Origin of the sequence: Streptomyces nigra, from assembly GCF_003074055.1 — a bacterium.
GTDB classification, from domain to species: domain Bacteria; phylum Actinomycetota; class Actinomycetes; order Streptomycetales; family Streptomycetaceae; genus Streptomyces; species Streptomyces nigra.
On the sequence record NZ_CP029043.1, the window covers coordinates 2,689,326 to 2,714,394 of the forward strand.

Here is a 25,069-nt window from a genome sequence, read left to right on the forward strand (position 1 = left end):
CCTCGCCGCCCCCACGGCTCGGACGGCGGCTACCTGCAATCGTCGGCCGCGCGGATCAGGCGGGCGGCCTCGCCCAGTGCCGCCCGCAGCACCGCGGGGTCGGTCGCGAGGTCCGCCTCGCCGGGCGGCAGCAGCCAGTCCGAGCCGTCGACGGGCGGCTGGGGGTGCGCGTCCAGGCTCAGACCCCGGCCGTCCGTCTCGGTACAGGTGCTGCCTGGAACGTCCCAGGCGGCGGCCGTGCCGGGCGGGACGACGAAGCCGAGGGTGTCGCAGCCGTCGTCGTGCAGGACGGGCCCGACCCCGTCCCCGGCGCCGCGCCGCAGGATGTCGACCGCCTCGAGGCCCTGGCGCGCCGGGACGGTGACCACGTCGCACCCCGCGCCCGGCGGCTCACTGCACTCCCCGGTCGGCGTGTGTCCCGCCGCCGTCGACACGGCCCGGGAAACGCTGCTCCGGCTGGTCTCCATCCCGACCTCCACCACGGAACCCTTTCAGCAGATCCGAAGAGTTCAACGCGGGACGGCGTCAACGGCTACGGCGGAAGTCCGCCGCAAAGGATGGCAGTTCATGGCAGATCACGGATGAGATATCCGTTTTGTAGCTAAACACTGCGTGGCGGCTTCGCTACAGCAGGTACGTTCATGCCCGCCGGGGACAAGGCCGTCTCCTGGACCGGAGATCACGGCTCACGCATCACCGGATCACGGTCCGTCCCGTCCCGCGCCCCGGCATGGTTCGACGGTTCGCACGAGAGGACCCGGCCATGGCGTCGTCAGATCTGACCTCGTCCCAGCCCCCCAGGCCATCGCGGCCGAACACCGCCTTCCGGCAGCTGCGCGGGCAGCACTCGCCGGCCGAGTTCGCCGCGGCGGTCCGCCGGGCGGGTCGCGAGATCGGTGAGCGCGTGAGCTGCGACGCGCGCTACATCGGGCGGGTGGAGGCCGGCGAGATCCGCTGCCCCAACTACGCGTACGAACGGGTGTTCCTGCACATGTTCCCCGGCCGCACGCTCACCGACCTCGGCTTCGCGCCCCGCTCGTCCGTACGCGGACGCCGGGCGCGCGCGGACGAAGAGGCGCCCGGCGCACACACCCCGCGCCCGGCACACGCCACCGGTGAGACGAGAGGGGCCCACGCGCCGTACGACCGTATGAACCCGCAGGATCCGTACGCCGCGCACGTGCCGTTCGGCACCGCGCAGAACCACGAGAACCACGAGGAGAGCGACGTGCTGCGTCGCGCATTCATGACCGGTGGGGGCGCCACGGTGGCCGCCGCCTCGCTGGGCCCCCTGGGCCTCGCCCACGACGCCGCTGCCACGGACCGCCCGTACAGAAGGGTCGGGGTCCGCGAGGCCGGCGCGCTCGAGGACGCCGTACGCCGGATCCGGCTGCTGGACGACCGGCACGGCGCCGACGGCCTCTACCGGCGCGCGGCCGCTCCGCTGCGGGCCGCGTACGAACTGCTCGACGCCGGTACGGCCCGGCAGGCGGCCGGTGACCGGCTGCACTCCGGCGCGGGGGAACTGGCCATCTCGGTGGGCTGGCTGGCCCATGACTCCGGCCGTTTCGACGACGCGCGCTCGCACTACGCGGAGGCCCTGGCGACCGCCCGGATGGCCGGGGACCCGGCCCTGGAGGCGCACGCCTTCTGCAACACCTCCTTCCTCGCCCGTGACGCGGGCCGGCCCCGGGAAGCGGTCCGCGCCGCCCAGGCCGCGCAGCGCGTGGCGCGCTCCCTGGGCTCGTCCCGGCTGCTGAGCCTGCTGTCGCTGCGCGAGGCGGGCGGCTGGGCCGGGCTCGCCGACCGCACCGGCTGCGAGCAGGCCCTCGTACGCGCGCAGGCCCTCTACGAGCGGGGCCCCTCCGAGGCCGATCCCGAGTGGATGAGCTTCTACGGGGAGGCCGAGTTGGAGATCCTGGAGGCGCAGTGCTGGTCGACGCTGGGCAACTGGCGGCGCGCGGCACGGCACGCGGGGCGCGCGGCGCACCTGCAGGACCCCCACTTCAGCCGCAACATCGCGCTCTACACTGCGGAGCTGGCGGACGACCTGGCCCGCGGCGGCAGCCCGGACGAGGCGGCCGCGGCCGGGATGCGGGTACTGGACCTGCTGGACCAGGTCCAGTCGTCGCGGGTGCAGACCATGCTGGCCGGCACGGCCCGGGTGCTGCTGCCGCACCGGCGCGCGAGCGGGGTGTCGGCGTTCCTCGACCGGCACGCGTCGCTGCCGCGCACGGCGTGAGGAACACCACGGACGGCGGACGTCAGGGGCTGAGGTGCCCCAGGTCGTTCCAGCTCTCGATCGCGGGCTCGCCGTAGGCCCAGCCCAGCACCGACAGCGCGGTGGGGTTCAGCCGGAGCCGGGACCCGAAGTCCAGCGGCAGCCCCAGCCAGCGCGCCCCTATGGACCTCAGGACGTGCCCGTGCGCGAAGACCAGCACGTCCCGGTCCGCCTCGCGCGCCCAGGCGACGACCTCGTCGGCGCGGGCGGTGACCTCGGCCAGGCTCTCGCCGCCGGGCACGCCGTCGCGCCAGATGAGCCAGCCGGGCCGGACGGCCTGGATCTCCGCCGGCGTCATGCCCTCGTAGTCGCCGTAGTCCCACTCCATGAGCATGTCCCAGTCCCGCGCGCTCTCGCCGAACCCGGCGAGGTCGCACGTCTCCCGCGCGCGGGAGAGCGGGCTGGTGCGCACCTCGACGTCCGCCAGCCCGTCGAAGGGCGCGCGGTGCAGGCGCTCGCCCAGCAGTTTCGCGCCCCGGCGGCCCTCCTCCAGCAGCGGGACATCGGTCCTTCCGGTGTGCTTTCCGGCCAGCGACCAGGACGTCTGTCCGTGCCGGGCCAGCAGCATGCGCGGTGCCATGTGCGGGGGACCTTCCGGGAGCTACGAGCGGTGGAACCCGTCCATCATCGCGTACGGTCGGCCGGGGCAACCCGCGGGGCGATCTCTGCGTCTAGTGGCTCAGGGCGCCCGACCGGCGCGCCCGCGCACACCGTAAAGTGTCACGACCTGTCCACCGGACGCCGTGACGAGAAGGGGGAGGCGATCGGATGCCGCACGCCGACATAGCTGGCGTGGAGGCGACGCCTCGAACCCGCCTGCGCTGGTGGACCGAGCTGCCGCTGATCCTGCTGGTGTACGCCTGCTACTCGGCGGGCCGTCTGCTCGCCCGGGGCGACGTCAGTACCGCCGTCGACCACGGCGTGGCGATCCTGGACATCGAGAAGGCGCTGTTCCTCAACGCGGAGCACCCCCTCAACCGGCTCTTCACGCGCGAGCCGTGGATCGGGATCCCGGCCGACTTCTGGTACGCGTCGCTGCACTACCTGGTGACACCCGTGATCCTGGTGTGGCTGTTCCGGTCCCGTGCCGTGCGCTACCGCGCGGCCCGCACCTGGCTGATGACGTCGACCTTCATCGGCCTGATCGGCTTCACGCTGCTCCCCACCTGCCCGCCCCGGCTGCTCGCCGAGAGTTACGGGTTCGTGGACACGATGGCGCAGTACAGCTCGTACGGCTGGTGGGGCGGCGAGGCGAGCGCCCCGCGCGGCATGGGCGGCATGACCAACCAGTACGCCGCCATGCCGAGCCTGCACGTCGGCTGGTCGCTGTGGTGCGGGGTCATGCTGTGGCGCTACGGCGGCACGCGCCTCGCGAAGACGGCCGCCGTCGCCTACCCGCTGATCACCACGATCGTGGTCATGGGCACCGCCAACCACTACTTCCTGGACGCGGTCGCGGGCGCGGCCGTCATGGGCGTCGGCCTGCTGCTGACGCCGTTCGTGCTGCGCACCGCCGAGCGGGTCCGCGCCCGGTACGCCACACGGCGCGCGGTCACCTCCGCCGCGTCCGGCGCCGCCGCCACGGCGGTCCCGGGCGACGCCCCCGCCCCGGTTGTCAGTGCCGGATGCCAGACTTCCGCGGGTGAGCGAATTCCACGGCAGCGCGAGTCCCGGTTCGGATCCGGAGCCGAGCCGAGTGCCGCCCCCCAGGACGCGGGGGACGGCGCTCCGGCACCGGCTCGCTGAGCTGCGCGGTCCCGACGTCCCCGCGAAGGCGCTGGACGCCCGGGCCCTGGCGGCCCTCGCCGCCAACCCGGGCTGCAGACGGCGCGCCCTGCTGGACGGCGCCGGGGTGAACAAGGCGGCGCTCGCCGGTGCGCTGGGCGCCCCGTCGGCCTTCGGCCAGTCGCAGTTCGCCTTCACCCGGGGGAACGCCTTCGAGGCCAAGGTCAAGGCGGACGGCGGCGCGGAGCTGCTGCGGCTGGTGCACGAGCGGCTGGACCGCCGGGCCGAGCCGCCCACCCGCGCGCGGGTGCCCGAGCTGGCCGCGACCGGCCCTGAGGGGCGGACGGCCCGTACGGAGCTGGAGCTGCGCGAGGCCGTCGAGGCGCCCGGCGAGTGGACCCTGCTCGACCACCCGATGCTCGCGCTGGACGTGGCCGGATCACCCGCGTACCTGGAGCCGGACGCGGTCGTCGTGCACCCGGACGGCGGCTGGACCGTCGTGGAGATCAAGTCGTTCCCGATGCTTGACGGCTCGGCGGACCCGGCGAAGGTCGGCGCCGCGGCCCGGCAGGCGGCCGTGTACGTGCTCGCCCTCGAGGAGGCCGCCGGCCGCCTCGCCGCGGGCGGGCTCCCGGCCCCGCGGGTGCGCCACCGCGTCCTGCTCGTCTGCCCGAAGGACTTCTCCAACCTGCCCACCGCCGCGGCCGTGGACATCCGCAAGCAGCGCGCGGTGACCGCCCGGCAGCTGGCCCGGCTGACCCGGATCGAGGACATCGCGGCCGCCCTGCCCGAGGGCACCTGCTTCTCGCCCGAGCTGCCCGCCCCCGAGCTGACGGCCGCCGTGGAGTCCGTCCCGGCGAGCTACGCGCCGGAGTGCCTGTCCGCGTGCGAGCTGGCGTTCCACTGCCGGGCCCGCTCCCGCGCGTCCGGCGCGGTGACCTCGCTGGGCCGTTCGGTGCGGGCCGAGCTCGGCGCCCTCACCACCGTGGAGGACGTCCTGTCGGCGGCCCGCGGCACCTCCGGCGACCCCGACGACCCGGCGGTCGCGGCCCTGCGCCGGGCGGCCCGGCTGCGCGCCGAGGCCCTCGCGGCGAAGGAGGCGGCTCCGTGTCCCTGATCTCCACGCTGGCCCGGCTGGAGGCCGTCGAGTCCGGCCGCGCCCAGCCCGCCGCGACCGTGCGGCACCGGCATCTGTCCGACCGTCCGCTGGTCTTCGTGCCGCTCACCACCGCGGGCGAGGCCGGCGCCCCGCTCGGCGCGCTGGTCGGCACCGACCGGGACGCCCCGCATCTGCTGGTCGTGCCGCAGCCGCGCGACCGGGACCTGCGGTTCGCCTTCCTGGCCGAGCTGGCGGACGTCGTGCTGCCGTACGTCGACGCGCACGCCGAGGCGGTGGAGGCGGCCGAGCGCACCGAGACCGACCCGGAGACCGGCAAGCGCGTCAAGGTCGAGGTCGACCTGTGCGCGGACGCCCCGCAGCTGATCGTGCCGAGCCGCGCGGGCATCGAGTTCGTCCGGCTGCTGGGCCGCTCGATGCGGTTCCGCCGGACGGCCGAGCAGGACCCGGAGACGCCCTATCCGGCGCCCCCGCGCGTGCCGCTGCTCGGGCGGTGGCTGACGCACTTCGGCGAGCGGGCCCGGGTGCCCGGCTCCTCGCTGCTGCTGGCCATGACGGACGTCCTGACCCGGCACTGGGCGACCGGCCAGTCCACTCTGGAGGACCAGCACCTGGGCGCGCTCCTCGCCTGGATCGACCCGCCCGAGGCCGAGTCCGGCGCGGAGGCGGCCCTGCTCGCGGAGCTGGCCCGGGACCGGGACGGGCAGCTGCTGTGCCCGCCGGCCGGCCCCGCCACCGACCCGGCGTTCGACAACAAGCTGCTGGCCCCGGCCATCGAGCGCTACGACCGCGCGCGGACAACCCTCGCCGCCGCCGAGGACGGGCTGGAGGCCGACGCCCGGCTCGGCGACCTCACCACCGCCGAGCGGGAGATCCGCGCCCTCGTCGAGAGCCGGACCCGGCCCACCTGGGACGCGGTGTGGCGGGGCCTCGACCTGGTGCGGGAGCTGCCGGAGGGCTCCCGGGTCGAGGAGCGGTGGACGCGCGACCGCTGGTCGTTCACCGGTCACCGGGACCGGGTGCTCGCCGGGGAGCCCCCGCAGCCGCGGCACGACGACGCGGTGACCGCCGCGAACAAACTCGCCGCGCGCGAGCGCGAGCAGGCCCGCCTGGAGGCGCAGGAGGCGCTGGACGACCCGCTGGTGATGGCGGGGCGGCGGCTGGCCGGGGAGGCGTTCGCCGGTGAGGTCGTCGATGTCGTGATGGCGTACAGCGAGGGCAAGCGGCCCAGCCCGCGGCCGCTGGTCACCGTCCGCACCGAGGACCGGCCGCATCTGGGCGAGCGCGCCAAGGTGTTCCGCTCGCTGGGCGGCAAGCCGCAGTCGGCCGAGTTCGTCGGCTACGAGGGAGAGGCGGACGCGGACGGCGATCTCCTGGTGGTGCTGCGGGTGCTGGACAAGATGGGCCGCGGCAAGGAGCCGGAGGAGGGCTCGGTGCCGCAGAAGGGCGACCGGGTGTGCTTCACGCTGTTCGAGCACGAGCAGCGGGGCGGGGCGAAGCTGCCCGACCCGGAGCAGACACCGTGGACGCACGGCGGCCCGCCCGGGGAGCACGCGCCCGAGGCCGCCGATCCGCTGACCGAGGAGGACGTCCTGTGACCGTCACGTTCGACCCGGGTGCCGCGGCGGCCGAGGCCACCGGCGCGATCCTCCACGACACCCTGCACGGCACCGCGCGCGGTGTGGTGGTCGACTCCCCGCCCGGCGCCGGCAAGTCGACGCTCGTGGTGCGCGCCGCGCTGGAACTCGTCGAGGCGGGGCGGCCGTTGATGATCGTGGCGCAGACGAACGCGCAGGTGGACGACCTGGTGCAGTCGCTCGCCGCGAAGAGTCCCGAGCTGCCCGTGGGCCGTCTGCACAGCAGTGACGCCGACGCCTACGACAAGAAGCTGGACGAGCTGCCGCAGGTCCGCACCTCCGCGAAGGCGGGCGATCTGGCGGGGCTGCCGGTCGTCGTCTCCACGGCGGCCAAGTGGGGGCACGTGAAGACCGACGAGCCCTGGCCGCACGCGATCGTCGACGAGGCGTACCAGATGCGCTCGGACGCGCTGCTCGCCGTGGCCGGGCTGTTCGAGCGGGCGCTGTTCGTCGGCGACCCGGGGCAGCTGGACCCGTTCTCCATCGTGGGCAGCGAGCAGTGGGCGGGCCTGGCGTACGACCCGTCGGCGTCCGCCGTGACCACGCTGCTGGCCCACAACCCCGAGCTGCCCCAGCACCGGCTCCCGGTGTCATGGCGGCTTCCCGCGTCGGCGGCGCCCCTGGTGTCCGACGCGTTCTACCCGTACACGCCGTTCCGCAGCGGCACCGGTCCCGGCGACCGCCGGCTCTCCTTCGGCGTGGCGTCGGACGGCTCCGGCCCGGACCGGGTGATCGACGAGGCGGCCGAGTCGGGCTGGGGGCTGCTGGAGCTCCCCGCGCGGCACACCCCGCGCACGGACCCGGAGGCGGTGCGTGCGGTCGCGCTGGTGGTACGACGTCTGCTGGACCGGGGCGGCGCGGCCGTCTCGGAGCGCTCCCCCTACCCGGTGCCGCTGACGGCCGCCCGGATCGCGGTCGGCACCGCGCACCGGGACCAGGCGGCGGCGGTCCGCGCGGCCCTGACCGAGCTGGGGGTGACGGACGTCACGGTCGACACCGCGAACCGGCTCCAGGGCCGGGAGTACGACGTGACGGTGGTCCTGCACCCGCTGTCCGGCCGCCCCGACGCGACGGCGTTCCACCTGGAGACGGGCCGCCTGTGCGTCCTGACCTCCCGCCACCGGCACGCCTGCATCGTGGTGTGCCGGGCAGGCGTCGGAGAACTCCTGGACGACTACCCGTCCACGGAACCGGTCCAGCTCGGCACCCTGGTGAAGTTCCCGGACGGCTGGGAAGCCAACCACGCAGTCCTGGCCCGCCTGGCCGAACACCGCGTGCCCTGGCAGCCCTGACACACCCCGGCCGCCCGGCCCCGACACACCGCGCCCCGCCTGACCGGCACGGCAATGAGACGCGTCCGCCCGGCCAGCAGGCGCCACCGCCCCGCCCGGCCGCCGGACGGAGTCCGGCACGCCGCCGGAGGCGGCCGTAGAAGGGCTCAGCCCCGGACGGCTGGAAAGCCAACCACGCAGTCCTGGCCCGCCTGGCCCAACACCGCGTCCCCCACGGGCCCTGACACACCCCGGCCGCTCGGCCCCGACACACCCCGGCCGGCCCGGCGCGACACGGCCATGGCACACCCCCGCCCCGCCCGGCGCCCTCTCGCCCTGAAGCCCGCGCACGCGTCAACGCATGGGAGGTACGTCACCCCCAGCCCGGTCCTCCGGGCGGAACATCCGCGAGCCCGGGTGCCTTGGAAATCCTGGGGATCGGCGGGCCGGGCGACCCCGTGCCCTCTTGCGTGGGCGCGGGACAATGGACGATGGACCGGTTCGCCGCGGTGCGCGCCCGCGAGGGTGGGTATCGGTACCGGGGATCGGTGACGTACGAGGAGGACACGACATGGCGGAGCCCACGCCGCGCAGGAACGAACCGCGGCTACGCCCCGCGCCCCTGCTCTTCGAGCCCACCCAGGCGGCGGCCGACCCGGAGCACTTCTTCGATCTGGAGTCGATCGACGACCCGCGGGCGCTGCTGGCCCGGGCGACGGAGCTGACGCAGGCGTTCCGGGCGGCGACGGACCGCGCGATGGAGTTCCAGGCCATGGCGGCGGCCCAGCTCGCGGACCCCCGGCGGTTCGACCGGCTGACGGCCGCGGACATCGCCGAGCGGGCGGAGTGGACCGAGGACTACGCCAAGAAGATGGTCGAGTTCGGCAGGGATCTGCTGCGGGGCGTCGAGGGAGCGGGCACCGTCGACCCCGTGTGACCGGGCGACCGGCTGACCGGGCGACCATGTGACCGGGCGACCGGCATATGCCAGGCGGGCGGGCACGATACCCGGTCGCGTCCGCGCCTGTCCCGCCTTTCGGCAACACAGCGGCATCCGGCGCTCACCGTCGGTAGATGTAGACGTCATGAGCAGCACACGGGACGTACTCATCCAGGACGACCGCTGCGACGTCACCGGGGTCACCCGCGACGGCGCCGCCTGGCTCGCCTCCGCAGGAACGTATCCGCGCAGCACGCTCGCCCTGTGGCGGGAGCGCCCCGAGGCCCCCGTGGTCCTGCCCTGCGGCTCGGTCTTCGACGTCGTCAGCGCGCCCGCCGTCTTCGGGCGCCGGATGCTCGACCGGCTGTGGGACGAGGGCCCGGGCTCCGGCCCGGTCGCCGCCCACCGCGGCCGGCTGCTGATGTTCGCCGCGCCGGGCACCGCCCAGCGGTTGCCGTCCCTCCTGCGATGGGAGGATTTCGGCCGCACCGAAGGCATCCCGCCGCTGCTGTGCCACGGCGCCGGGGACGCCGTGACGGTCCCCGCCGCGACCGACGCGCAGACGGCCGCCCGCACCCCGCGCGACTCCCGCTGGCTGGTGGCGCCGGACACACGTAATCCCTGGTTACCGGGCCCGGAGGTGGTGCTGTGGGCGGCCGTCCGGGCGGCTCGGGCGGCCGTGCGGATATCGATTTTTCCCCACGCCGATCAGGGTGCTAAGGTCTACGACGTCAGCAGGCGCCGCTAGCTCAGTTGGTTAGAGCAGCTGACTCTTAATCAGCGGGTCCGGGGTTCGAGTCCCTGGCGGCGCACAGACAGTGAGAAGCCCCTCGCGCGAGCGGGGGGCTTTTCGTATGGGTCCGGCGGCGCCGTTGCAGAGCGCCGCCCCTTCCGCAACCGGGCGCACCGCCCCACGCGGCGCGTTCATGGTCCGCTCGCGCGACCCCGGAGTGAGCGCGGGCGCTACCCCACCGTCGTGATCTTCACCGTCCACGCCCCCGAGACGGTCCTCCCCTCCACCTCCACCCGCACCCCGTCCTCCGGCACGGTGAAGCTCTCACCGAGCCCGACCGGCGCGTCGGCGAGCGGCGGATAGACCGACTCCTCCCAGCAGGCCTCGGTGCCCGGATGGGCGTCGAGCACCTCCATGGGCCCGCCGCCGGACTCGGTCTGGCTGCGCACCCGGTAGACGAGCACGCCCTCCCGGCAGGCCTGGACGTCGTTCCCCGCCGGACTGCGCACCTCGAAGGCCAGCGCGCTCTCGGCGCCGGTGGGCACGACGGCGAGCTTGGTGCCGTTGCCCAGCCCGAAACCCGGCACGGTGCCGGGCGTGCCGGAGAAGCCCGGCGCCCCGGCGGCGCCCACCGGCACCGGGACGCCCGCGCCGGCCGCGAGCGGCTCCAGGGTGAGCCGGGTGGGACGGGCGCCCAGGCCCCGTACGCACACCACCTGCCGGGGCTCCAGCCAGCCGAGCTTCCACTTGTGCCAGGCGAACAGATCGGGCGCCATCCCGAACTGGCTGCCCATCAGGTCCCAGTCCCCGACATAGGTGTCCCAGTCGCCCTTGCCGTCCACCGGGCGGTGGTAGAGGTCGGGCAGGTCGAAGACATGGCCGGTCTCATGGGCGAGGACCAGGCGGTCCGGCGGATGGTTCTCGAAGACGGTGACCACCCGCCGGATGTCCGCTCCGTCGGCCTGCAGCGGTGTCTCCAGATTGACGACCTTCGTGGCGTCGGAGTCGACGCCGGGCGCGTCCGGGTCGGCGACGAAGTACACGATGTCGTACTGGGAGAAGTCCACCTCCGGGTCGGTCACGGCGAGTGCGTCCCGCAGATAGGCGGCCCGGTCGGCGGCCCGCCAGTCACGCTGTATGGCGTACGCCGTCGACGGCTTCGGCATGCGCAGCCAGTGCCCCATCGGATGGGCGCGCAGGCTGAACCGGCCGTAGGAGGCACGCTCGAAGAAGTGGCTGGTGGCCGGGAAGTGGTCGGCGGCCAGTTCGGCGGGGGTGGTCTGCGGCGGCGAGTCCGGGAAGGACAGGAACACCATGACCGCGTCCAGCGCCCGGGTCGGACGCGGATAGGCGGCGTTCCAGGTGTCCACGCCCTCGGAGTGGTGGGCGTCGGTGCGGGCGAGGGCGCAGGGTGCCGCATCGAAGGGTTCGGCGGACGAGGGGCTCGCGATCAGACAGGTGGCCGCGAGCGCCGACATGGTGGTGAACACCGCTGTCGTACTGCGCAGTCGGCGCCGGTCCCGCGGCAGGCCCGTCCCACGGAGCAGGGGGAACTGACGCGGCACGACGACCTCCGGGAACGGTTCGCGGGACACCGCACCCAGCCTGTGTCGGATTGTCGTACTACGTCCTGTTCAGCTGCACCGGACGGGTGAGAGTGCTCAGGAACCGCCAGGGCGACACCCCGGATCGCTCACGGAACGTCACAACTGGTCGGGGGCCCAAAGAAGGCGTCCAGGTGCGGGCAGAAACGATCTGGCGCACGCGCGGACCGCGTGGGAAGACTGAGCAGTAAGTGGAAGGGCCCTGGGCCAGCCTCTATGATCGGCACACTTTCCTGACACTTTCCTGCACGGACACGGCCCGGCGACCGGATCGCCACCCGGCCACCCATTCCGATGAGACCCATCCGAAGATCGAGTGCACTGCGGGAGCGAGCGGTGAGCGGAACGTCCGAAGGGCCGGCGCCCGCGGCAGACCTCATCGGGCCGGCCGTCACAGAGAGTGGTGAACAGCCATCCCGGGGTACCGGCCGGCAGCCCTATGCGGCAGTCTTCCGGGCCGCCCCGCTGGCGATGGCGGTGGTCGACCGCGAGGGCCTGGTGACCGGGGCCAACCCGAGCTTCGCCGACCTGCTCGGCACGGGTCACGACGAGCTGGCGGGGTCGGTCGCCGCCGACCTGGTGGACCTCGCCTCCGACGCGCGCACCTGGCACGCGTACCGGGAGGTGCTGCGCGGCCGGCAGCCCGAACTGCGCTGTACACGCCGCCTCAAGCACCCGGACGGGCACTCGCTGTGGGCCCGGGTCACGGTCGCGCGGCTGCCCGGCGAGGAGTCGGACCGGGTCCTGCTGTCCGTCGCCGACATCAGCGCCCACCGTGAACTCCAGGCGCGGCTGCGGCACTTGCAGATGCACGACCCGGTGACCCGGCTGCCCAACCGCACCCTCTTCTTCGAACGGCTGTCGGCCGCCCTGGAGGTGGAGTCGTACGACGAGAGCGGCAGCACCGGACGGATCGGCCTGTGCTACCTGGACCTCGACGGTTTCAAGGCGATCAACGACACCCTCGGCCACCGCATCGGCGACAAGCTGCTGGCCGCCGTCGCCGAACGGCTCACCCGGTGCGCCGAGGAGGCGGGCCGCGCCCGGTCCGTCCCGCCGCTGGTGGCGCGGCTCGGCGGGGACGAGTTCGCGCTGCTCGTCGAGGACTCGACCGGCACCGAGCAACTGGCCGACCTGGCCGAGTCGTTGCTGGAGGCCGTCCGGGAACCGTTCGACCTGCCCGGGCGGCGGCTTTCGGTGTCGGCGTCGATCGGCGTGGTCGAGCGGCACGCGGCCGGCACCACCCCGACCGCCCTGATGCAGGCCGCCGACACCACGCTGTACTGGGCGAAGGCCGACGGCAAGGACCGCTGGACGCTCTTCGACCCGGAGCGCAGCGCGCACCTGATCACCCGTCAGGCACTCGCGGCCACGCTCCGGCCGGCCATCGAGCGCGGGGAGTTCGCGCTGGAGTACCAGCCGCTGGTCAGCATGGAGGACGGACGGCTGCGCGGGGTGGAGGCGCTGGTGCGCTGGAACCACCCGCAGTTCGGCGTCCTGGCGCCGAATCGGTTCATCGGACTGGCGGAGGAGGACGGCTCGATCGTGCCGCTGGGCCGCTGGATCCTCGCGACGGCCTGCCGGCAGGCCGTCGACTGGCAGGCCGCGCACCCCGGCGAGCCACCGATCTTCGTGAGCGTGAACGTGGCCGTCCGCCAGGTCTGGGACTCCGACCTGGTGACGGACGTGGCCCGGATCCTGGAGGAGACGCGCCTCGAACCCCGGTTGCTCCAGCTGGAACTGACCGAGTCGGCCGTGATGGGCTCGGCGGGACGGCCGCTGCAGGACCTCCAGGCGCTCAGCGACATGGGCGTCCGGATCGCCATCGACGACTTCGGCACCGGCTATTCGAACCTGGCGTATCTGAGCCGGCTGCCGGTGTCCGTGCTGAAGCTGGACGGCGCCTTCGTCCGGGGCTTCCAGTACGAGGGCGACGACACGGCGGCGGTGACGCCGAACCCGGCGGACGAGGTGGTGGTCGAGGCGATGATCCAGCTCGCCCACCGGCTGGGCCTGACGGTCACCGCGGAGTGCGTGGAGACGCTGGCGCAGGCTTCCCGGCTGCGCCGGATCGGCTGTGACACCGGCCAGGGGTGGCTGTACTCCCGGCCGGTGTCCCCGGATCGCATCTCCGAGCTGCTCGGCGTCAAGGTCTGACGGACCGGATTCAGGCGGTGGGCAACCCGTAGGCGTCGGCGATGAGTTCGTACGAGCGCAGCCTGACGTCCATGCCGGGGGCGTTGCTGGTGAGCATCAACTCGTCGGCGCCGGTGCGCTTCTGGAGGTCGTCCAGTCCGGCGCGGACCTCGTCGGGCGTGCCGTGGACGACGTTGGCGTTCCAGGAGTCGGCGAAGTCGCGTTCCATCTCGCTGAACTCGTAGGCCTCGGCCTCCTCCACGGACGGGACGAGGCCGGGGCGGCCGGTGCGGAGCCGGATCATGCTGAGCGCGGCGGCCTTGAGCTGCCGCCGGGCCTCCTTCTCGTCCTCGGTGGCGAGGGTGCCGACGCCGATGAGGGCGTACGGGCGGTCGAGGACGGCGGAGGGGCGGAAGGTCTCCCGGTAGAGGTCGAGCGCGGGGACGGTGTTGCGCGCCGAGAAGTGGTGCGCGAAGGCGAACGGCAGTCCGAGGACACCGGCCAGCCGGGCGCTGAACCCGGAGGAGCCGAGCAGCCAGACGGGCGGCCGGTGGACGGACTGGACGCCGCCGGGCGAGGTGCCCTGCACCGGGCCGGGGACCGCGTGGATCCTGCGGTAGGGGTGCCCGTCGGGGAAGTCGTCGTCGAGGAAGCGGATCAGTTCCGCGAGCTGCTCGGGGAAGTCGTCGGCGCCCTCGTTGAGGTGGTCGGTGCGGCGCAGGGCGGCCGCGGTGGCGCCGTCGGTGCCGGGCGCGCGCCCGAGGCCGAGGTCGACGCGCCCCGGCGCCAGCGCCTCCAGGGTGCCGAACTGCTCGGCGATGACGAGCGGCGCGTGGTTGGGGAGCATCACGCCGCCGGAGCCGAGGCGGATGCGCTCGGTGTGGGCGGCGAGGTGCGCGAGGATCACGGCCGGGGACGAGGAGGCCACGCCCGGCATGGAGTGGTGCTCGGCGACCCAGTAGCGGTGGAAGCCGCGCGCCTCGGCCAGCCGGGACAGCTCGACGCTGGTGCGCAGCGCGTCCGTGGCGGTGTGGCCCGCACTGACCGTGACGAGGTCCAGCACGGACAGCGGGGTCGGTGCCGTGCCGTGTGCGGTGCCCCGGATCCCGTCGGCCCCGGTGTCGTCTGCGGCCACGTCTTCCTCCTGCTGAATCGCCGTGCGGTGTGCGTAGGGCGGTAACAGGAGGGGGTCTCCGCTTTATTCCCGGACCGGGCCGGGGCCGGGGCCGGGGCCGCTGCCGGGCCGTCGGGCGGGTCACACCTGGACGACCGGTTCCCGGGTGAAGAGCGCGCCGAGCGCCGGAGCGTTCACCCGGCGGTCCGCGAGCCGCAGCCCCTCCCAGACGGTGACCTGGTTGGCGGTGAGGACCGGCTTGCCGAGGGCCTCCTCCAGGGCCGGGATGTGGGAGGCGGTGTGCAGGGCGGTGTCCGGGAGGAGGACCGCCTCGGCGCCGGCGTCGTCGGCGTCCCGCGCCAGGGCGAACAGCTCCTTCTCCCCCCAGGTGCCGACCTCGGCGGCGGTGACGATCCCGGCGCCGCGCACCCCGACGACGTCCGCGCCGCCGGCCCGCAGGAACTCCGCGAAGAGCCCGGCCACGTCGTCCGGGTAGGTCGCGCCGACCGCCACCCGGCGCACCCCGATCTCCCGCATCGCGTGCACGAAGGCGAAGGACGTCGAGGACGCCGGCATGCCCGCCGCCTGGGCCAGCGAGCGCACCTGCTCATGGGCGCCCTCCCAGCCGTACACGAAGCTGCCGCTGGTGCACGCCCACACGACCGCCTCGGCGCCGGTCAGCCGCAGCTCCTCGATGCCCGTCGCCAGCTGTTCGGGCGAGCCCATCCGCCGCAGCGCCTCCACCCGGTGCGCGTCCTCACCGATGTCGGTGTGCACCAGGTCGAGCCGGATGTCGGCGGCGAGCAGCTGCTCGATGCGCGGGTAGTCGTCCTCGGCGGAGTGGCCCGGATAGAGGAATCCCAGTGCGGTCATGTCGCCCTTTCTGCTGGTCGCTGCTCACGTCGGCTGCTATTGCTGTTCCTGTTCGGGCACGTCCGGCACGCCCGGCACGTCCGGGAGGACCCGACCGCCACGCGCCGCCGGATCGATCAGCGCCTGATACGGTCCCACCGCGCGGGTACCCAACCGGCGCAGCGCAGCCCACATCGTCACCTGGTTGGCCGAGATCACCGGTATGCGCAGCTCCGCCTCCAGCTGCGGGAGCACGTCGTAGGTGGGCAGGTTGGTGCAGCTGATGAAGAGCGCCTCGGCCGCGGTGCGCACGGCCCGGCGGGCCATGTCGGCCACCTCCCGGTACGGCACCTTCCAGATGTGCCGGGTCAGCCCCATGTAGGCGCAGCCCGTGACGGCGACCCCGGCCTCGGCCACGTACTCCTCCAGCGACCGGGTCACCGACTCGGTGTACGGCGTCACCAGCGCGACGCGCCGGACCCCCAGCTCGGCCAGCGCCTCCAGCAGCGCCCCGGAGGTGGTCACCGCCGGCACCGCGCCGGCCCGGGTCATGGCCTCGCACAGCGCGCGCTCGCCCGCGACGCCGCCGACGAAACTGCCCGAGGTGCAGGCGTAGGCGACGACTTCGGGACTGATGGCGGTCAGGGTACGCACCCCGTCGCCCAGCGTCTCGTGCTCGCTGACCAGCCGGGCCAGATCGAGGCCGACCTCGACCGGCACGAAGGGCGTCCGCGTCAGATGCAGGGAGACCTCGTCCGGGACCCACCGCCACAGCTCCCGGTCCAGCGCGAAGTCGAAGGGGGCGACGACACCGACACCGCGCTGCGGGCGGGGTCCGCCGAGGAAGGAGATGTCCATGGCGTCCATGGCGGGCACCGTCCTCACTACGAGATACGGCTGAGCAACGGACCGTGCGTGCGCCCGTGTTGACGAAGGTAGGTTCGGGTGCGAGCGTGGTCAAACCTCGCATGTCAGACGGCCCGTACCCACCGAACGGACTCCGCCCCCCGGCCCCGGCCAGCCGCCCCACACCTCCAGAAGAAGCGACCCCGTATGACGCCACCCGTCCCGCCCGCGTCCCGGCCCACGCTCCTCGTCCTCGACGCCGACCCCCTCCCCCGCCTGGGCCGTCTCACCGGACGTGTCCGGGTCGAGCACGCGGACGAGACCACGCTCGCCGCCCGGCTGCCGGACGCCGACGTCCTGCTCGTCTGGGACTTCACCTCGCACGCCGTGCGCCAGGCGTGGCCCGGCGAGGGGCCCCGGCCGCGCTGGGTGCACACGGCGAGCGCGGGCGTGGACCATCTGATGTGCCCGGAGCTCACCGCGTCCGACACGGTGGTCACCAACGCGCGCGGCGTCTTCGACCAGCCGATCGCCGAGTACGTCGCCGCGCTGGTGCTGGCGATGGCGAAGGACCTGCCGCACACCCTGGACCTTCAGCGCGCCCGGGAGTGGCGGCACCGCGAGGGGCAGCAGGTGGCGGGCACCCGCGCGTGTGTCGTCGGTTCCGGCCCCATCGGCCGGGCGATCACCCGCACCCTGAAGGCCCTGGACGTGACGACCGCGCTGGTGGGCCGGGTCCCGCGGACCGGTATCCACGGCCCCGACGACCTCGACCGGCTGATCGCGCGCGCCGACTGGGTGATCGCGGCGGCGCCGCTGACCGAGCGGACCCGCGGGATGTTCGACCTGCGGCGTTTCGGGGTCATGCAGCCGTCGGCCCGGTTCATCAACGTCGGGCGCGGGCAGCTCGTCGTCACGGAGGCGCTGGCCGAGGCGCTGCGCCGGCGCTGGATCGCGGGGGCGGTGCTCGACGTCTTCGAGCACGAACCGCTGGGCCCCGACAGCCCGTTGTGGGAGGTGCCGGGGCTGCTCGTGTCCCCGCACATGAGCGGGGACACGGTCGGCTGGCGCGATCGGCTCGGCACCCAGTTCGTGGAGTTGTACGAGCGCTGGGAGGCGGGCAGACCGCTGCTGAACGTGGTGGACAAACAGCGCGGGTACGTACCCGGACGCTGAACCGCGCACGGACTCGGGCCTGGAGGGCGTATGACGGATCTCGCCGGACTGACCGCCGCACAACTGCTCGACGGATACCGGACCGGGCGGTTCGACCCGGTGGACGCCACCCGCGCGGCGCTGGAGCGGGCCGAGCGGATTCAGCCACGGGTCAACGCGTTCGTCCGGCTGACCGCCGAGGAGGCCCTCGCGCGGGCCGGGGAGTCCGCGCTGCGGTGGCGGCGCGGCACCCCGGCCGGGCCGCTCGACGGGGTGCCGGTCACGGTGAAGGACATCCTGCTGACGCGGGGCGTGCCGACGCTGCGGGGTTCCCGGACCGTGCAGGAGCACGGCCGCTGGGACGAGGACGCGCCGTCCGTGGCCCGGCTGCGGGAGCGGGGCGCGGTGTTCCTCGGCAAGACGACGACGCCCGAGTTCGGCTGGAAGGGCGTCACCGACTCGCCGCTGTCCGGCGTCACCCGCAACCCCTACGACCTGTCCCGGACGGCGGGCGGTTCCAGCGGGGGCGCCGCCGCGGCCGTGGCGCTGGGCGCGGGGCCGCTCGCCCTGGGCACCGACGGCGGCGGCAGCGTCCGTATCCCGGCGGCCTTCTGCGGTGTCTTCGGGCTGAAACCGACGTACGGGAGGGTCCCGCTGTACCCGGCGAGCGCCTTCGGCTCGCTCGCGCACGTCGGCCCGCTGACCCGGGACGCGGCCGACGCGGCGCTGATGCTCGACGCCATCGGGGTGCCCGACCCCCGTGACGGGTCGGCGCTCCCGGCGGCGCCCGGCTCCTTCGTGGCGGCTCTGGAGGGCGGGGTGCGGGGCCTGCGGGTCGCGTACTCGCCGTCCCTGGGCGGTCAGGTGGCGGTGCGTCCGGCGGTGGCGACGGCGGTGCGGCGGGCGGTGGAGCGGCTGGCGCACCTCGGGGCGTACGTGGAGGAGCGGGACCCGGACTTCACCGATCCGGTGGAGGCGTTCCACACCCTGTGGTTCTCGGGGGCGGCCCGGGTCGTGCAGCGCCTCGGACCGCGCGAGCGCGCCCTCCTGGACCCCGGGCTGCGGGAGATCTGCGCCCTCGGCGCCCGGTACAGCGCGCTCGACTATCTGACCGCGATGGATGTGCGCCGGGACCTCGGCCGCCGGATGGGCCGCTTCCACACGACGTACGACCTGCTGGTCACACCCACCCTGCCGGTCACGGCGTTCGAGGCGGGCGCGGAGGTGCCGAAGGGGTCCGGGCACCGGCGGTGGACGGGCTGGACGCCGTTCACCTACCCCATCAACATGACCCAGCAGCCCGCCGCGTCGGTCCCGGTCGGCACCGACGCCGAAGGCCTGCCGGTGGGGCTGCAACTCGTGGCCGCCCGGCACCGGGACGACCTGGTGCTGCGCGCGGCGCACGCCCTGTACGAGGCGGGGGTCGCCGGTGTGCCCGCGCCGCCCGCCGCGCCCGGCCGGTCAGAGCCCGCGGAAGCGCAGTGACTCCCCGGCGGCACCCGTCCGCCACAGGTCGTTGCAGCCCTCGGCCATCGCCTCCAGACCGTCCACGACCTGGCCCCAGACGATGCCGGGCACCCAGCCGACGTCACCGTTGAGGAGCAGGTTGTTGCGCTCGTAGAAGAGGGCGAGGTCCACCACGGTCGTGCCGGGGTGGACCTCGCGGTCGTAGCCGTAGGCACGGGTGCCGAGTTCGGCGCCGGCGAAGGAGAAATAGCAGAGATCACCCGGAATGGGAGTGACGGTCGGATTCTCCAGGGGTGGCTCGTTCTCCGCGAAGGGCGGGAACAGGGCATAGATCTCGTTGCGGGCGTACTTGGCGTGATAGACGTCGCCGGACAGCGGGAGGGAATTCCAGACGGCTTCACACGTGATCGGCGCCCGGTCGTCGAGGAGTCGGGCCGTACAGCTGATTCCACGCTTGACCAGGGAGATCTCGAGGTATCGGTCGGCCATGCCCTCCATGGTCCCGCGCCGGTCAAGACCGCCCGACCGCCGAATGGGGCCGAAAGTGGCCGGAATAACTCGCATCGCTTCGGGTAGCCGCGCCGCCATGGCTCCACCTAATGGGAACGACAGAGACACATCAGGGACCACACGCCGGTCGCTGCTCGCGGGGGTGGCGGCGCTCGGTGTGCTGGGGGCCGCGGGCTGCTCGCGTGTGGCCACGGCGTCGACGAAGGACGGCGGCGACCTGCTCGAACGGCTGCGTGCCGCGGGCGTGGTCCGGCTGGGCATCGCGGGTGAGATCCCCTTCGGATACATCGACAAGGACGGTGAACTCACCGGCGAGGCACCCGAGTTGGCTCGGGTCATCTTCAAACGGCTGGGCGTGGACCGGGTCCAGCCGGTGCCCACGGAGTTCGGCTCGCTCATACCCGGCCTGAACTCGCAGCAGTTCGACGTCGTCGCGGCCGGGATGTACGTCAACCCCGAGCGCTGCGAGCAGGTCATCTTCTCCGACCCCGACTACCAGATGCTCGACTCCTTCATCGTGCGCAAGGGCAATCCGATGGGTCTGCGCGACTACAAGGACGTCGTGGAGAAGAAGGCGAAGTTCGCCACCGGCACCGGGTACGCCGAGATCGCGTACGCCGTCGAGGCCGGGTACAAGGAGAGCGACATCCTGATCGTGCCCGACCAGGTCGCCGGCCTGAACGCCGTCGAGGCGGGACGGGTCGACGTCTTCGCCGGGACCGCGCTGACCACCCGCGAGGTCGTCAAGAAGTCCGCCAAGGCGGAGTCCACGGAACCCTTCAAGCCGCTCGTCGACGGGCAACCGCACGTCGACGGCGGCGCGTTCGCGTTCCGGCCCACCGAGACCCGGCTCCGGGACGCCTTCAACGAGGAACTGGCCGAACTCAAGAAGAGCGGCGAACTGCTGCGCATCCTGCAGCCCTTCGGGTTCACCGAGGACGAGATGACGGATCTGACCGCGAAGGAGCTGTGCGGCGGATGACATCGGGACTCTGGGAACTCGTACTCAAGGGCGTCTGGGTCACGATCCAGCTGCTCGTCCTCAGCGCGCTGCTCGCCACCGCCGTGTCCTTCGTGGTCGGCGTCGCGCGCACCCACCGGCTGAAATTCGTCCGCTTCCTCGCGGGCTTCTACACCGAGGTGTTCCGCGGGACCTCGGCGCTGGTGATGATCTTCTGGGTGTTCTTCGTGCTGCCGACGGCCTTCGGCTGGCAGCTGGTGCCGCTGTGGGCGGGCACGCTCGCCCTCGGCCTGACCTACGGCGCCTACGGCTCGGAGATCGTGCGCGGCGCCCTCGCCGCGGTCGACCCGGCCCAGCGTGAGGGCGGCATCGCGCTCAGCTTCACGCCCTGGCAGCGAATGAGGCTCATCCTGCTGCCGCAGGCCGTGCCGGAGATGATCCCGCCGTTCTCCAACCTGCTCGTGGAACTGCTGAAGGGCACCGCCCTCGTTTCGATCATGGGCATGGGTGACCTGGCGTTCAGCGCCAACCTGGTGCGCCTCGCACTCCAGGAGAGCGCCGAGATCTACACGTACATCCTGCTCATCTACTTCGTGATCGCCTTCCTGCTGACCCGCGTGATGCGCGGCCTGGAGAAGCGGCTGAAGGCCGGGGTCGGCAAGGCGCCGATGAAGGAGACCGTCGCCGCCGTGCGCGCGCCCGAGGGAAGTGGTGTCTCGTGAAGTGGGACTGGAGCGCCGTCTCCGACTTCATGCCGTACTTCTGGGACGGGCTGCTGGTCACCCTGCAGATCCTGGTCCTGGGCTCGCTGATCTCGTTCGCGCTGGGACTGGTGTGGGCGCTGCTGATGCGGGTGCCCACGCGCTGGGTGACCTGGCCGGTGGGCGCCGTCACGGAGTTCGTCCGCAACACCCCGCTGCTGGTGCAGCTGTTCTTCCTCTTCTACGTGCTGCCCGAGTGGGGGGTCACCGCCTCGGCGCTGACCACCGGCGTCTTCGCCATCGGGCTGCACTACTCGACGTACACCATGCAGGTCTACCGGGCCGGGATCGAGGCCGTGCCGGTGGGCCAGTGGGAGGCGGCGACGGCGCTGAACCTGCCCATGCACCGGACGTGGGCCGTGGTGATCCTGCCGCAGGCCGTCCGCCGGGTCGTGCCGGCGCTCGGCAACTACGTCATCTCGATGCTGAAGGACACGCCCCTGCTGATGGCGATCACCGTGCTGGAGATGCTCGGCGAGGCACGGCTGTTCGCCCAGCAGAACTTCCAGTTCACCGAGCCGGTGACGGTGATCGGCGTTGCCTTCATCGTCATCTCCTACCTGGCCTCCCTTGCCCTGCGAGCCCTGGAGCGACGCCTTGTCCACTGATACCCACGCCCCGTTCGAGAAGAAGCCCGAGAAGCCCGAGGGCACCGGCGACGCCGCGGCCCCGCGCAGCACCGGCGAGCTGATCCGTCTGGAGCGGGTCACCAAGCGGTTCGGCGACCACACCGTCCTGGACAACCTGGACTTCTCCGTGGACGCCGGCAAGCACGTCACCCTCATCGGCCCGTCCGGCTCGGGCAAGACGACGATCCTGCGGCTGCTGATGACCCTGCTGAAGCCGGACGAGGGGCGGATCACCGTCGACGGGGAGCAGCTGTACCCGGCCCCCGAGAAGCAGGTCCGGGAGATCCGCAAGAAGATCGGGATGGTCTTCCAGCAGTTCAACCTCTTCCCGAACATGAGCGTGCTGCGGAACATCACCGAGGCCCCGGTCACCGTCCTCGGCATGTCCAAGGACGAGGCGGAGGTGCGGGCCCGGGAGCTGCTGGAGATGGTGGGCCTGACCGACAAGTGCGACGCCCGCCCGACCCAGCTGTCCGGCGGACAGCAGCAGCGGGTGGCGATCGCGCGGGCGCTGGCGATGCGCCCGCAGGTGCTCCTGCTGGACGAGGTCACCTCGGCACTGGACCCGGAGCTGGTCGCGGGCGTCCTCGACGTGCTGCGGGACATCGCGCGCAGCACGGACATCACGATGCTCTGTGTGACGCACGAGATGAACTTCGCCCGGGACATCTCGGACCGGGTCCTGATGTTCGACTCCGGCCGGGTGATCGAGTCCGGCAGCCCGGAGAAGATCTTCAACGACCCCGAGAACGAGCGCACCCGGGAGTTCCTCGGCGCTGTGCTGTGACGTCGTGCCGGTCCCATGACGGTGGCATGTGCCAGAGTGCGATGCCGCAGTTGAGGGGGCCGGAATCTCGTCAACGGCCGCTCGCCACGGCCCCCTTGGCCGCTATCGTGAAGGGGACCGGCTGACCAGAACCCGCATCGGGAAGCAATGTGCGACCGCAGGGGGGACCGTGGCGCTTCAGCACGAGCCGACGACGCCGTACCACTCGGCACAGGACGCCCTGCGCGTCCTGGAGACCGTGGTCCGGCACGGCACCGGCGTCACCGGCACCGAGCTCGCCCGGCAGACCGGCATCGAGCAGGAGCGCCTGACCGGCCTCCTGCGGATGCTGCGCCGGGAGGGGTACGTCGAGCAGGTGACGGACGGCGCGTACGTCGCCGGGGAGGCGCTGGCCCGCCTCGGTTCCGCCGAGAGCCGGGAGCGGGCGCTGCGGGAGAACCTCCAGCGCACCCTGGACCGGCTGCGCGACTCGGTCGGCGCGGCTGTGTACGTCAGCCGGTACGTGGACGGGGAGATCCGGATCGACCAGTTCGCGGCCGGTCCGGCCACCCCGGTGGTCAACGAGTGGGTCGACTTCCGCTACTCGGCGCACGCCACGGCGATCGGCAAGAGCCTGCTCGGGCAGCTCGACCACAACGGCCGCCGCGACCACCTCTCCCGGCACAAGATGGCCCGGCTCACCTCGCGCACGATCACCAGCGACAAGGTGCTGCTGTCCCGCCTGGAGTCCCAGCCGCCGACGGTCCCGCACCTCGACCTGCAGGAGTACGCGGTGGGCACGGTCTGCGCGGCCGTCCCGATCACGGCCGGCTCCTCCGTGGGCTGCCTGGCCCTGTCGCTCCCGGTCCGCCACGCCCACCGCCTGCGCCAGGCGGCCGACGCCCTGAACCGCAACGCGGCCCCGGTCCTCCTTTCCCTGGCGATCTAGGCCGGCCGGTGGTCCGGGCGGGGTGTTCGGAGCACCCCTGAGAACCGGGTATTATTTTCTTCGTCGCCAGCCGCGAGAGCAGTGCAAACGCGGTCGGCGTGAGTCATGCGCCGCTAGCTCAGTTGGTTAGAGCAGCTGACTCTTAATCAGCGGGTCCGGGGTTCGAGTCCCTGGCGGCGCACCCAAGAAGGGCCTCTCGTGGGAGCGAGGGGCCCTTCGGCATGCCCGAAGACGCCACCTCGGCGCCGCCGAGGCCGTCGGCCCACCCCGCCGGCACGGCACCCCCACCACCACCGAGCACCTTCGGTGCACCCGGCCGGCCACGGCACGCACAGCGCCACGAGCCGGCCATCGGGCGGTGCGTGAATTGTCGGCGGGTGCCCTCGGGTCCTTGCCGCGTCAGCTGCCCTCGATGATCACCGACTCGCCCGTGTCGGTCGTGTCGTCTCCGAAGGGGAACTCCGAGGACATGTCGTGGTAGGTGATCATGAAGCCGACGCAGATCGCGGCGACCACGCCGAGGATGGCCAGGACGCCGACCGTGGATGCCGCGAGGCCGGCTCGGGAGGGCCTGCGGGCCGTGGCGACGATCCGGGCGCCCTCGGTGTAGTGGACGGTGACGATGTCGCCCTCGACCGTCGTCGCCTGGCCGCCCTCCTCCTCGAAGCGGACGACGCGGCCGTCGCGGGCGGTGAACTCGTACACATGGTGCAGCGTGGTGTGCACCGAGGTGTCGTTCCCGCCGCCGTGCGTGGTCGTGAACGTGCGCAGGCAGCGGCCCTCGGCCGTCAGCCCGCTGTTCCAGGCGGCGCGGATCTCCCCCGAGCGCCGCGTCACGCGGTACCCGACGAAGAGCACGCCCGCCAGAATCAGGCAGGGCACGACGTAGAAAAGTGCGTCCATGATGATGGTCCCCCGTGGTCAACGGCGCCGGCCTCGAACGGCCGGCGTGGTCGGGAACCTACCCACGCCGGCCGGGACCTCGACTCAAGGGAACCTCAGAACGTGACGTCCGAGCACGCGTAGAACGCGTTGCCGGTGTCCGCGATCGTCCACACCGCGAGGATCACGTGGTGGCCGCTCAGCCCGGTGGGCAGCCGCCCGCTGTGGGAGAGCGTGGACGGCGGGCGCTGCCCGTTGTACGGCACCGTGAAGAACGGCGTCAGGTTGAGGTCGGAGCGGGACAGGTTGTGGTTCTCGTTCCAGCCCTGCTTCGTCACGTAGTACCGGAAGTCCGTCGTGGCGTGCATGGCGGTGAACTGCCATCGGAACGTGTAGTTCTGACCGCCCGTGACCCTGGTCGTGGGCCACGCCGCACCGGACGGCGTCTTCGGCGCGCTGAGCTGGCTGAACTGACCGAGTCCGGCGTTGCAGATCTGCCCGTCGGCCGGTCCGCCGCCCGGGAAGCCCTTCGGGCCCTCGACGCTCTGCGGCTCCCACTGGATGGAACCGCAGTTGGCGACGCTGCCGTTCTGACAGAGCTTCTGGCGGCTGATGGGGAGGTCGGTGTACCCGTGCCCGCTCGCGCCCTGGGTGGACAGGGCGAGGGCTCCGGCCGTGGTGAGTCCGAGCGCGGCGGCGTACAGCTTGGTCCTTCTGCGCATGCTGCTGCTCC

General features: G+C 72.9%; 24 protein-coding genes and 2 tRNA genes. 17 read left to right on the top strand and 9 right to left on the bottom strand.

The window, feature by feature from the left end; translation table 11 throughout:
- Nucleotides 1–29: 29 nt before the first annotated feature.
- The gene (locus tag DC008_RS12400; RefSeq protein WP_374207379.1) at nucleotides 30–482 is read right to left on the bottom strand and encodes a hypothetical protein; all 453 of its coding nucleotides are present in this window, start codon (nucleotides 480–482) and stop codon (nucleotides 30–32) included.
- 281 nt (nucleotides 483–763) lie between these two features.
- Here DC008_RS12400 and DC008_RS12405 point away from each other — a divergent pair, with 281 nt between their 5' ends.
- Nucleotides 764–2,242, top strand: coding sequence for an NsdA family TPR-like regulatory protein (locus tag DC008_RS12405; RefSeq protein WP_108707031.1), 1,479 nt, complete (start codon nucleotides 764–766; stop codon nucleotides 2,240–2,242).
- 22 nt (nucleotides 2,243–2,264) lie between these two features.
- On the opposite strand, the gene DC008_RS12410 is transcribed toward DC008_RS12405, so the two are convergent.
- Entirely contained in the window at nucleotides 2,265–2,861 is a 597-nt protein-coding gene (locus DC008_RS12410) for a histidine phosphatase family protein (RefSeq protein ID WP_108707032.1), read from the bottom strand.
- Nucleotides 2,862–3,049: 188 nt separating this feature from the next.
- Here DC008_RS12410 and DC008_RS12415 point away from each other — a divergent pair, with 188 nt between their 5' ends.
- From DC008_RS12415 to DC008_RS12445, 7 genes are all read left to right on the top strand, one after another.
- Nucleotides 3,050–4,027, top strand: coding sequence for a phosphatase PAP2 family protein (locus tag DC008_RS12415; RefSeq protein WP_108707033.1), 978 nt, complete (start codon nucleotides 3,050–3,052; stop codon nucleotides 4,025–4,027).
- Nucleotides 3,978–5,123, top strand: a complete 1,146-nt coding sequence (locus DC008_RS12420; RefSeq protein WP_108707034.1) for a hypothetical protein — start codon at nucleotides 3,978–3,980, stop codon at nucleotides 5,121–5,123. Before DC008_RS12415 ends, DC008_RS12420 begins: the two co-directional genes overlap by 50 nt.
- Nucleotides 5,114–6,721, top strand: coding sequence for a hypothetical protein (locus DC008_RS12425; RefSeq protein ID WP_108707035.1), 1,608 nt, complete (start codon nucleotides 5,114–5,116; stop codon nucleotides 6,719–6,721). Before DC008_RS12420 ends, DC008_RS12425 begins: the two co-directional genes overlap by 10 nt.
- Nucleotides 6,718–8,052: an AAA domain-containing protein gene (locus DC008_RS12430; protein WP_108707036.1), complete on the top strand. Its 1,335-nt coding sequence runs from the start codon at nucleotides 6,718–6,720 to the stop codon at nucleotides 8,050–8,052. The genes DC008_RS12425 and DC008_RS12430 overlap by 4 nt, the downstream gene beginning before the upstream one ends.
- 550 nt (nucleotides 8,053–8,602) lie before the next feature.
- The gene (locus tag DC008_RS12435) at nucleotides 8,603–8,968 is read left to right on the top strand and encodes a hypothetical protein (protein ID WP_108707037.1); all 366 of its coding nucleotides are present in this window, start codon (nucleotides 8,603–8,605) and stop codon (nucleotides 8,966–8,968) included.
- Between the two features lie 148 nt (nucleotides 8,969–9,116).
- The gene (locus tag DC008_RS12440; protein ID WP_108707038.1) at nucleotides 9,117–9,719 is read left to right on the top strand and encodes a bifunctional DNA primase/polymerase; all 603 of its coding nucleotides are present in this window, start codon (nucleotides 9,117–9,119) and stop codon (nucleotides 9,717–9,719) included.
- Nucleotides 9,710–9,783, top strand: a tRNA-Lys gene (locus DC008_RS12445). The genes DC008_RS12440 and DC008_RS12445 overlap by 10 nt, the downstream gene beginning before the upstream one ends.
- Before the next feature lie 151 nt (nucleotides 9,784–9,934).
- On the opposite strand, the gene DC008_RS12450 is transcribed toward DC008_RS12445, so the two are convergent.
- Nucleotides 9,935–11,299: a M6 family metalloprotease domain-containing protein gene (locus DC008_RS12450; RefSeq protein ID WP_208645851.1), complete on the bottom strand. Its 1,365-nt coding sequence runs from the start codon at nucleotides 11,297–11,299 to the stop codon at nucleotides 9,935–9,937.
- Between the two features lie 303 nt (nucleotides 11,300–11,602).
- On the opposite strand from DC008_RS12450, the gene DC008_RS12455 reads away from it, so the two are divergent.
- Entirely contained in the window at nucleotides 11,603–13,465 is a 1,863-nt protein-coding gene (locus DC008_RS12455; protein ID WP_108707040.1) for a putative bifunctional diguanylate cyclase/phosphodiesterase, read from the top strand.
- 10 nt (nucleotides 13,466–13,475) lie between these two features.
- Here DC008_RS12455 and DC008_RS12460 read toward each other — a convergent pair whose 3' ends face one another.
- The 3 genes from DC008_RS12460 to DC008_RS12470 form a co-directional block, all read right to left on the bottom strand.
- Nucleotides 13,476–14,579, bottom strand: a complete 1,104-nt coding sequence (locus DC008_RS12460) for an LLM class flavin-dependent oxidoreductase (RefSeq protein WP_108707041.1) — start codon at nucleotides 14,577–14,579, stop codon at nucleotides 13,476–13,478.
- Between the two features lie 120 nt (nucleotides 14,580–14,699).
- On the bottom strand, nucleotides 14,700–15,431 hold the full coding sequence (locus DC008_RS12465; RefSeq protein WP_108707042.1) for a maleate cis-trans isomerase family protein: 732 nt from the start codon (nucleotides 15,429–15,431) through the stop codon (nucleotides 14,700–14,702).
- A gap of 36 nt (nucleotides 15,432–15,467) precedes the next feature.
- Nucleotides 15,468–16,268, bottom strand: coding sequence for a maleate cis-trans isomerase family protein (locus tag DC008_RS12470; protein ID WP_108710669.1), 801 nt, complete (start codon nucleotides 16,266–16,268; stop codon nucleotides 15,468–15,470).
- Between the two features lie 195 nt (nucleotides 16,269–16,463).
- Here DC008_RS12470 and DC008_RS12475 point away from each other — a divergent pair, with 195 nt between their 5' ends.
- Both DC008_RS12475 and DC008_RS12480 read left to right on the top strand, forming a co-directional pair.
- Entirely contained in the window at nucleotides 16,464–17,432 is a 969-nt protein-coding gene (locus tag DC008_RS12475; protein WP_108707043.1) for a D-2-hydroxyacid dehydrogenase, read from the top strand.
- 30 nt (nucleotides 17,433–17,462) lie between these two features.
- On the top strand, nucleotides 17,463–18,896 hold the full coding sequence (locus DC008_RS12480) for an amidase (RefSeq protein ID WP_108707044.1): 1,434 nt from the start codon (nucleotides 17,463–17,465) through the stop codon (nucleotides 18,894–18,896).
- Here the strand turns inward: DC008_RS12480 and DC008_RS12485 are convergent.
- Nucleotides 18,873–19,367 (bottom strand): DUF3830 family protein, encoded by a 495-nt coding sequence (locus tag DC008_RS12485; protein ID WP_164492299.1) that lies wholly within the window; start codon nucleotides 19,365–19,367, stop codon nucleotides 18,873–18,875. The two genes, DC008_RS12480 and DC008_RS12485, sit on opposite strands and share 24 nt — an antisense overlap.
- Before the next feature lie 97 nt (nucleotides 19,368–19,464).
- Between DC008_RS12485 and ehuB the strand changes: the two genes are divergently transcribed.
- From ehuB to DC008_RS12515, 6 genes are all read left to right on the top strand, one after another.
- Nucleotides 19,465–20,370, top strand: coding sequence for an ectoine/hydroxyectoine ABC transporter substrate-binding protein EhuB (ehuB, locus tag DC008_RS12490; RefSeq protein ID WP_108707046.1), 906 nt, complete (start codon nucleotides 19,465–19,467; stop codon nucleotides 20,368–20,370).
- A complete protein-coding gene (gene ehuC / locus DC008_RS12495; RefSeq protein WP_108710670.1) occupies nucleotides 20,367–21,071 on the top strand; it encodes an ectoine/hydroxyectoine ABC transporter permease subunit EhuC in 705 nt (234 codons plus the stop codon). Before ehuB ends, ehuC begins: the two co-directional genes overlap by 4 nt.
- Entirely contained in the window at nucleotides 21,068–21,718 is a 651-nt protein-coding gene (gene ehuD, locus DC008_RS12500; protein WP_108707047.1) for an ectoine/hydroxyectoine ABC transporter permease subunit EhuD, read from the top strand. Before ehuC ends, ehuD begins: the two co-directional genes overlap by 4 nt.
- Nucleotides 21,708–22,526 carry an ectoine/hydroxyectoine ABC transporter ATP-binding protein EhuA gene (gene ehuA, locus DC008_RS12505; protein WP_208645852.1) on the top strand — a complete coding sequence of 273 codons (819 nt, stop codon included), beginning with the start codon at nucleotides 21,708–21,710 and terminating at the stop codon, nucleotides 22,524–22,526. Before ehuD ends, ehuA begins: the two co-directional genes overlap by 11 nt.
- 169 nt (nucleotides 22,527–22,695) lie before the next feature.
- Complete coding sequence (locus DC008_RS12510) at nucleotides 22,696–23,454, top strand: IclR family transcriptional regulator (protein ID WP_108707048.1); 759 nt, start codon at nucleotides 22,696–22,698, stop codon at nucleotides 23,452–23,454.
- 107 nt (nucleotides 23,455–23,561) lie between these two features.
- A tRNA-Lys gene (locus DC008_RS12515) sits at nucleotides 23,562–23,635 on the top strand.
- 218 nt (nucleotides 23,636–23,853) lie between these two features.
- Here the strand turns inward: DC008_RS12515 and DC008_RS12520 are convergent.
- Both DC008_RS12520 and DC008_RS12525 read right to left on the bottom strand, forming a co-directional pair.
- Nucleotides 23,854–24,357, bottom strand: a complete 504-nt coding sequence (locus DC008_RS12520; protein WP_108707049.1) for a DUF3592 domain-containing protein — start codon at nucleotides 24,355–24,357, stop codon at nucleotides 23,854–23,856.
- A 95-nt stretch (nucleotides 24,358–24,452) separates the two neighbouring features.
- Nucleotides 24,453–25,058, bottom strand: coding sequence for a lytic polysaccharide monooxygenase auxiliary activity family 9 protein (locus tag DC008_RS12525; protein WP_108707050.1), 606 nt, complete (start codon nucleotides 25,056–25,058; stop codon nucleotides 24,453–24,455).
- Nucleotides 25,059–25,069: the final 11 nt, after the last annotated feature.

What these genes read in the sequence shown, in the direction of transcription:
- DC008_RS12405 (WP_108707031.1), top strand. Translation starts at nt 764, where the DNA reads ATGGCGTCGTCAGATCTGACCTCGTCCCAGCCCCCCAGGCCATCGCGG.
- DC008_RS12410 (WP_108707032.1), bottom strand. Translation starts at nt 2,861, where the DNA reads ATGGCACCGCGCATGCTGCTGGCCCGGCACGGACAGACGTCCTGGTCG.
- DC008_RS12415 (WP_108707033.1), top strand. Translation starts at nt 3,050, where the DNA reads ATGCCGCACGCCGACATAGCTGGCGTGGAGGCGACGCCTCGAACCCGC.
- DC008_RS12435 (WP_108707037.1), top strand. Translation starts at nt 8,603, where the DNA reads ATGGCGGAGCCCACGCCGCGCAGGAACGAACCGCGGCTACGCCCCGCG.
- DC008_RS12440 (WP_108707038.1), top strand. Translation starts at nt 9,117, where the DNA reads ATGAGCAGCACACGGGACGTACTCATCCAGGACGACCGCTGCGACGTC.
- DC008_RS12455 (WP_108707040.1), top strand. Translation starts at nt 11,603, where the DNA reads ATGAGACCCATCCGAAGATCGAGTGCACTGCGGGAGCGAGCGGTGAGC.
- DC008_RS12465 (WP_108707042.1), bottom strand. Translation starts at nt 15,431, where the DNA reads ATGACCGCACTGGGATTCCTCTATCCGGGCCACTCCGCCGAGGACGAC.
- DC008_RS12470 (WP_108710669.1), bottom strand. Translation starts at nt 16,268, where the DNA reads ATGGACATCTCCTTCCTCGGCGGACCCCGCCCGCAGCGCGGTGTCGGT.
- DC008_RS12475 (WP_108707043.1), top strand. Translation starts at nt 16,464, where the DNA reads ATGACGCCACCCGTCCCGCCCGCGTCCCGGCCCACGCTCCTCGTCCTC.
- DC008_RS12480 (WP_108707044.1), top strand. Translation starts at nt 17,463, where the DNA reads ATGACGGATCTCGCCGGACTGACCGCCGCACAACTGCTCGACGGATAC.
- DC008_RS12485 (WP_164492299.1), bottom strand. Translation starts at nt 19,367, where the DNA reads ATGGCCGACCGATACCTCGAGATCTCCCTGGTCAAGCGTGGAATCAGC.
- ehuB (WP_108707046.1), top strand. Translation starts at nt 19,465, where the DNA reads ATGGCTCCACCTAATGGGAACGACAGAGACACATCAGGGACCACACGC.
- ehuC (WP_108710670.1), top strand. Translation starts at nt 20,367, where the DNA reads ATGACATCGGGACTCTGGGAACTCGTACTCAAGGGCGTCTGGGTCACG.
- DC008_RS12520 (WP_108707049.1), bottom strand. Translation starts at nt 24,357, where the DNA reads ATGGACGCACTTTTCTACGTCGTGCCCTGCCTGATTCTGGCGGGCGTG.
- DC008_RS12525 (WP_108707050.1), bottom strand. Translation starts at nt 25,058, where the DNA reads ATGCGCAGAAGGACCAAGCTGTACGCCGCCGCGCTCGGACTCACCACG.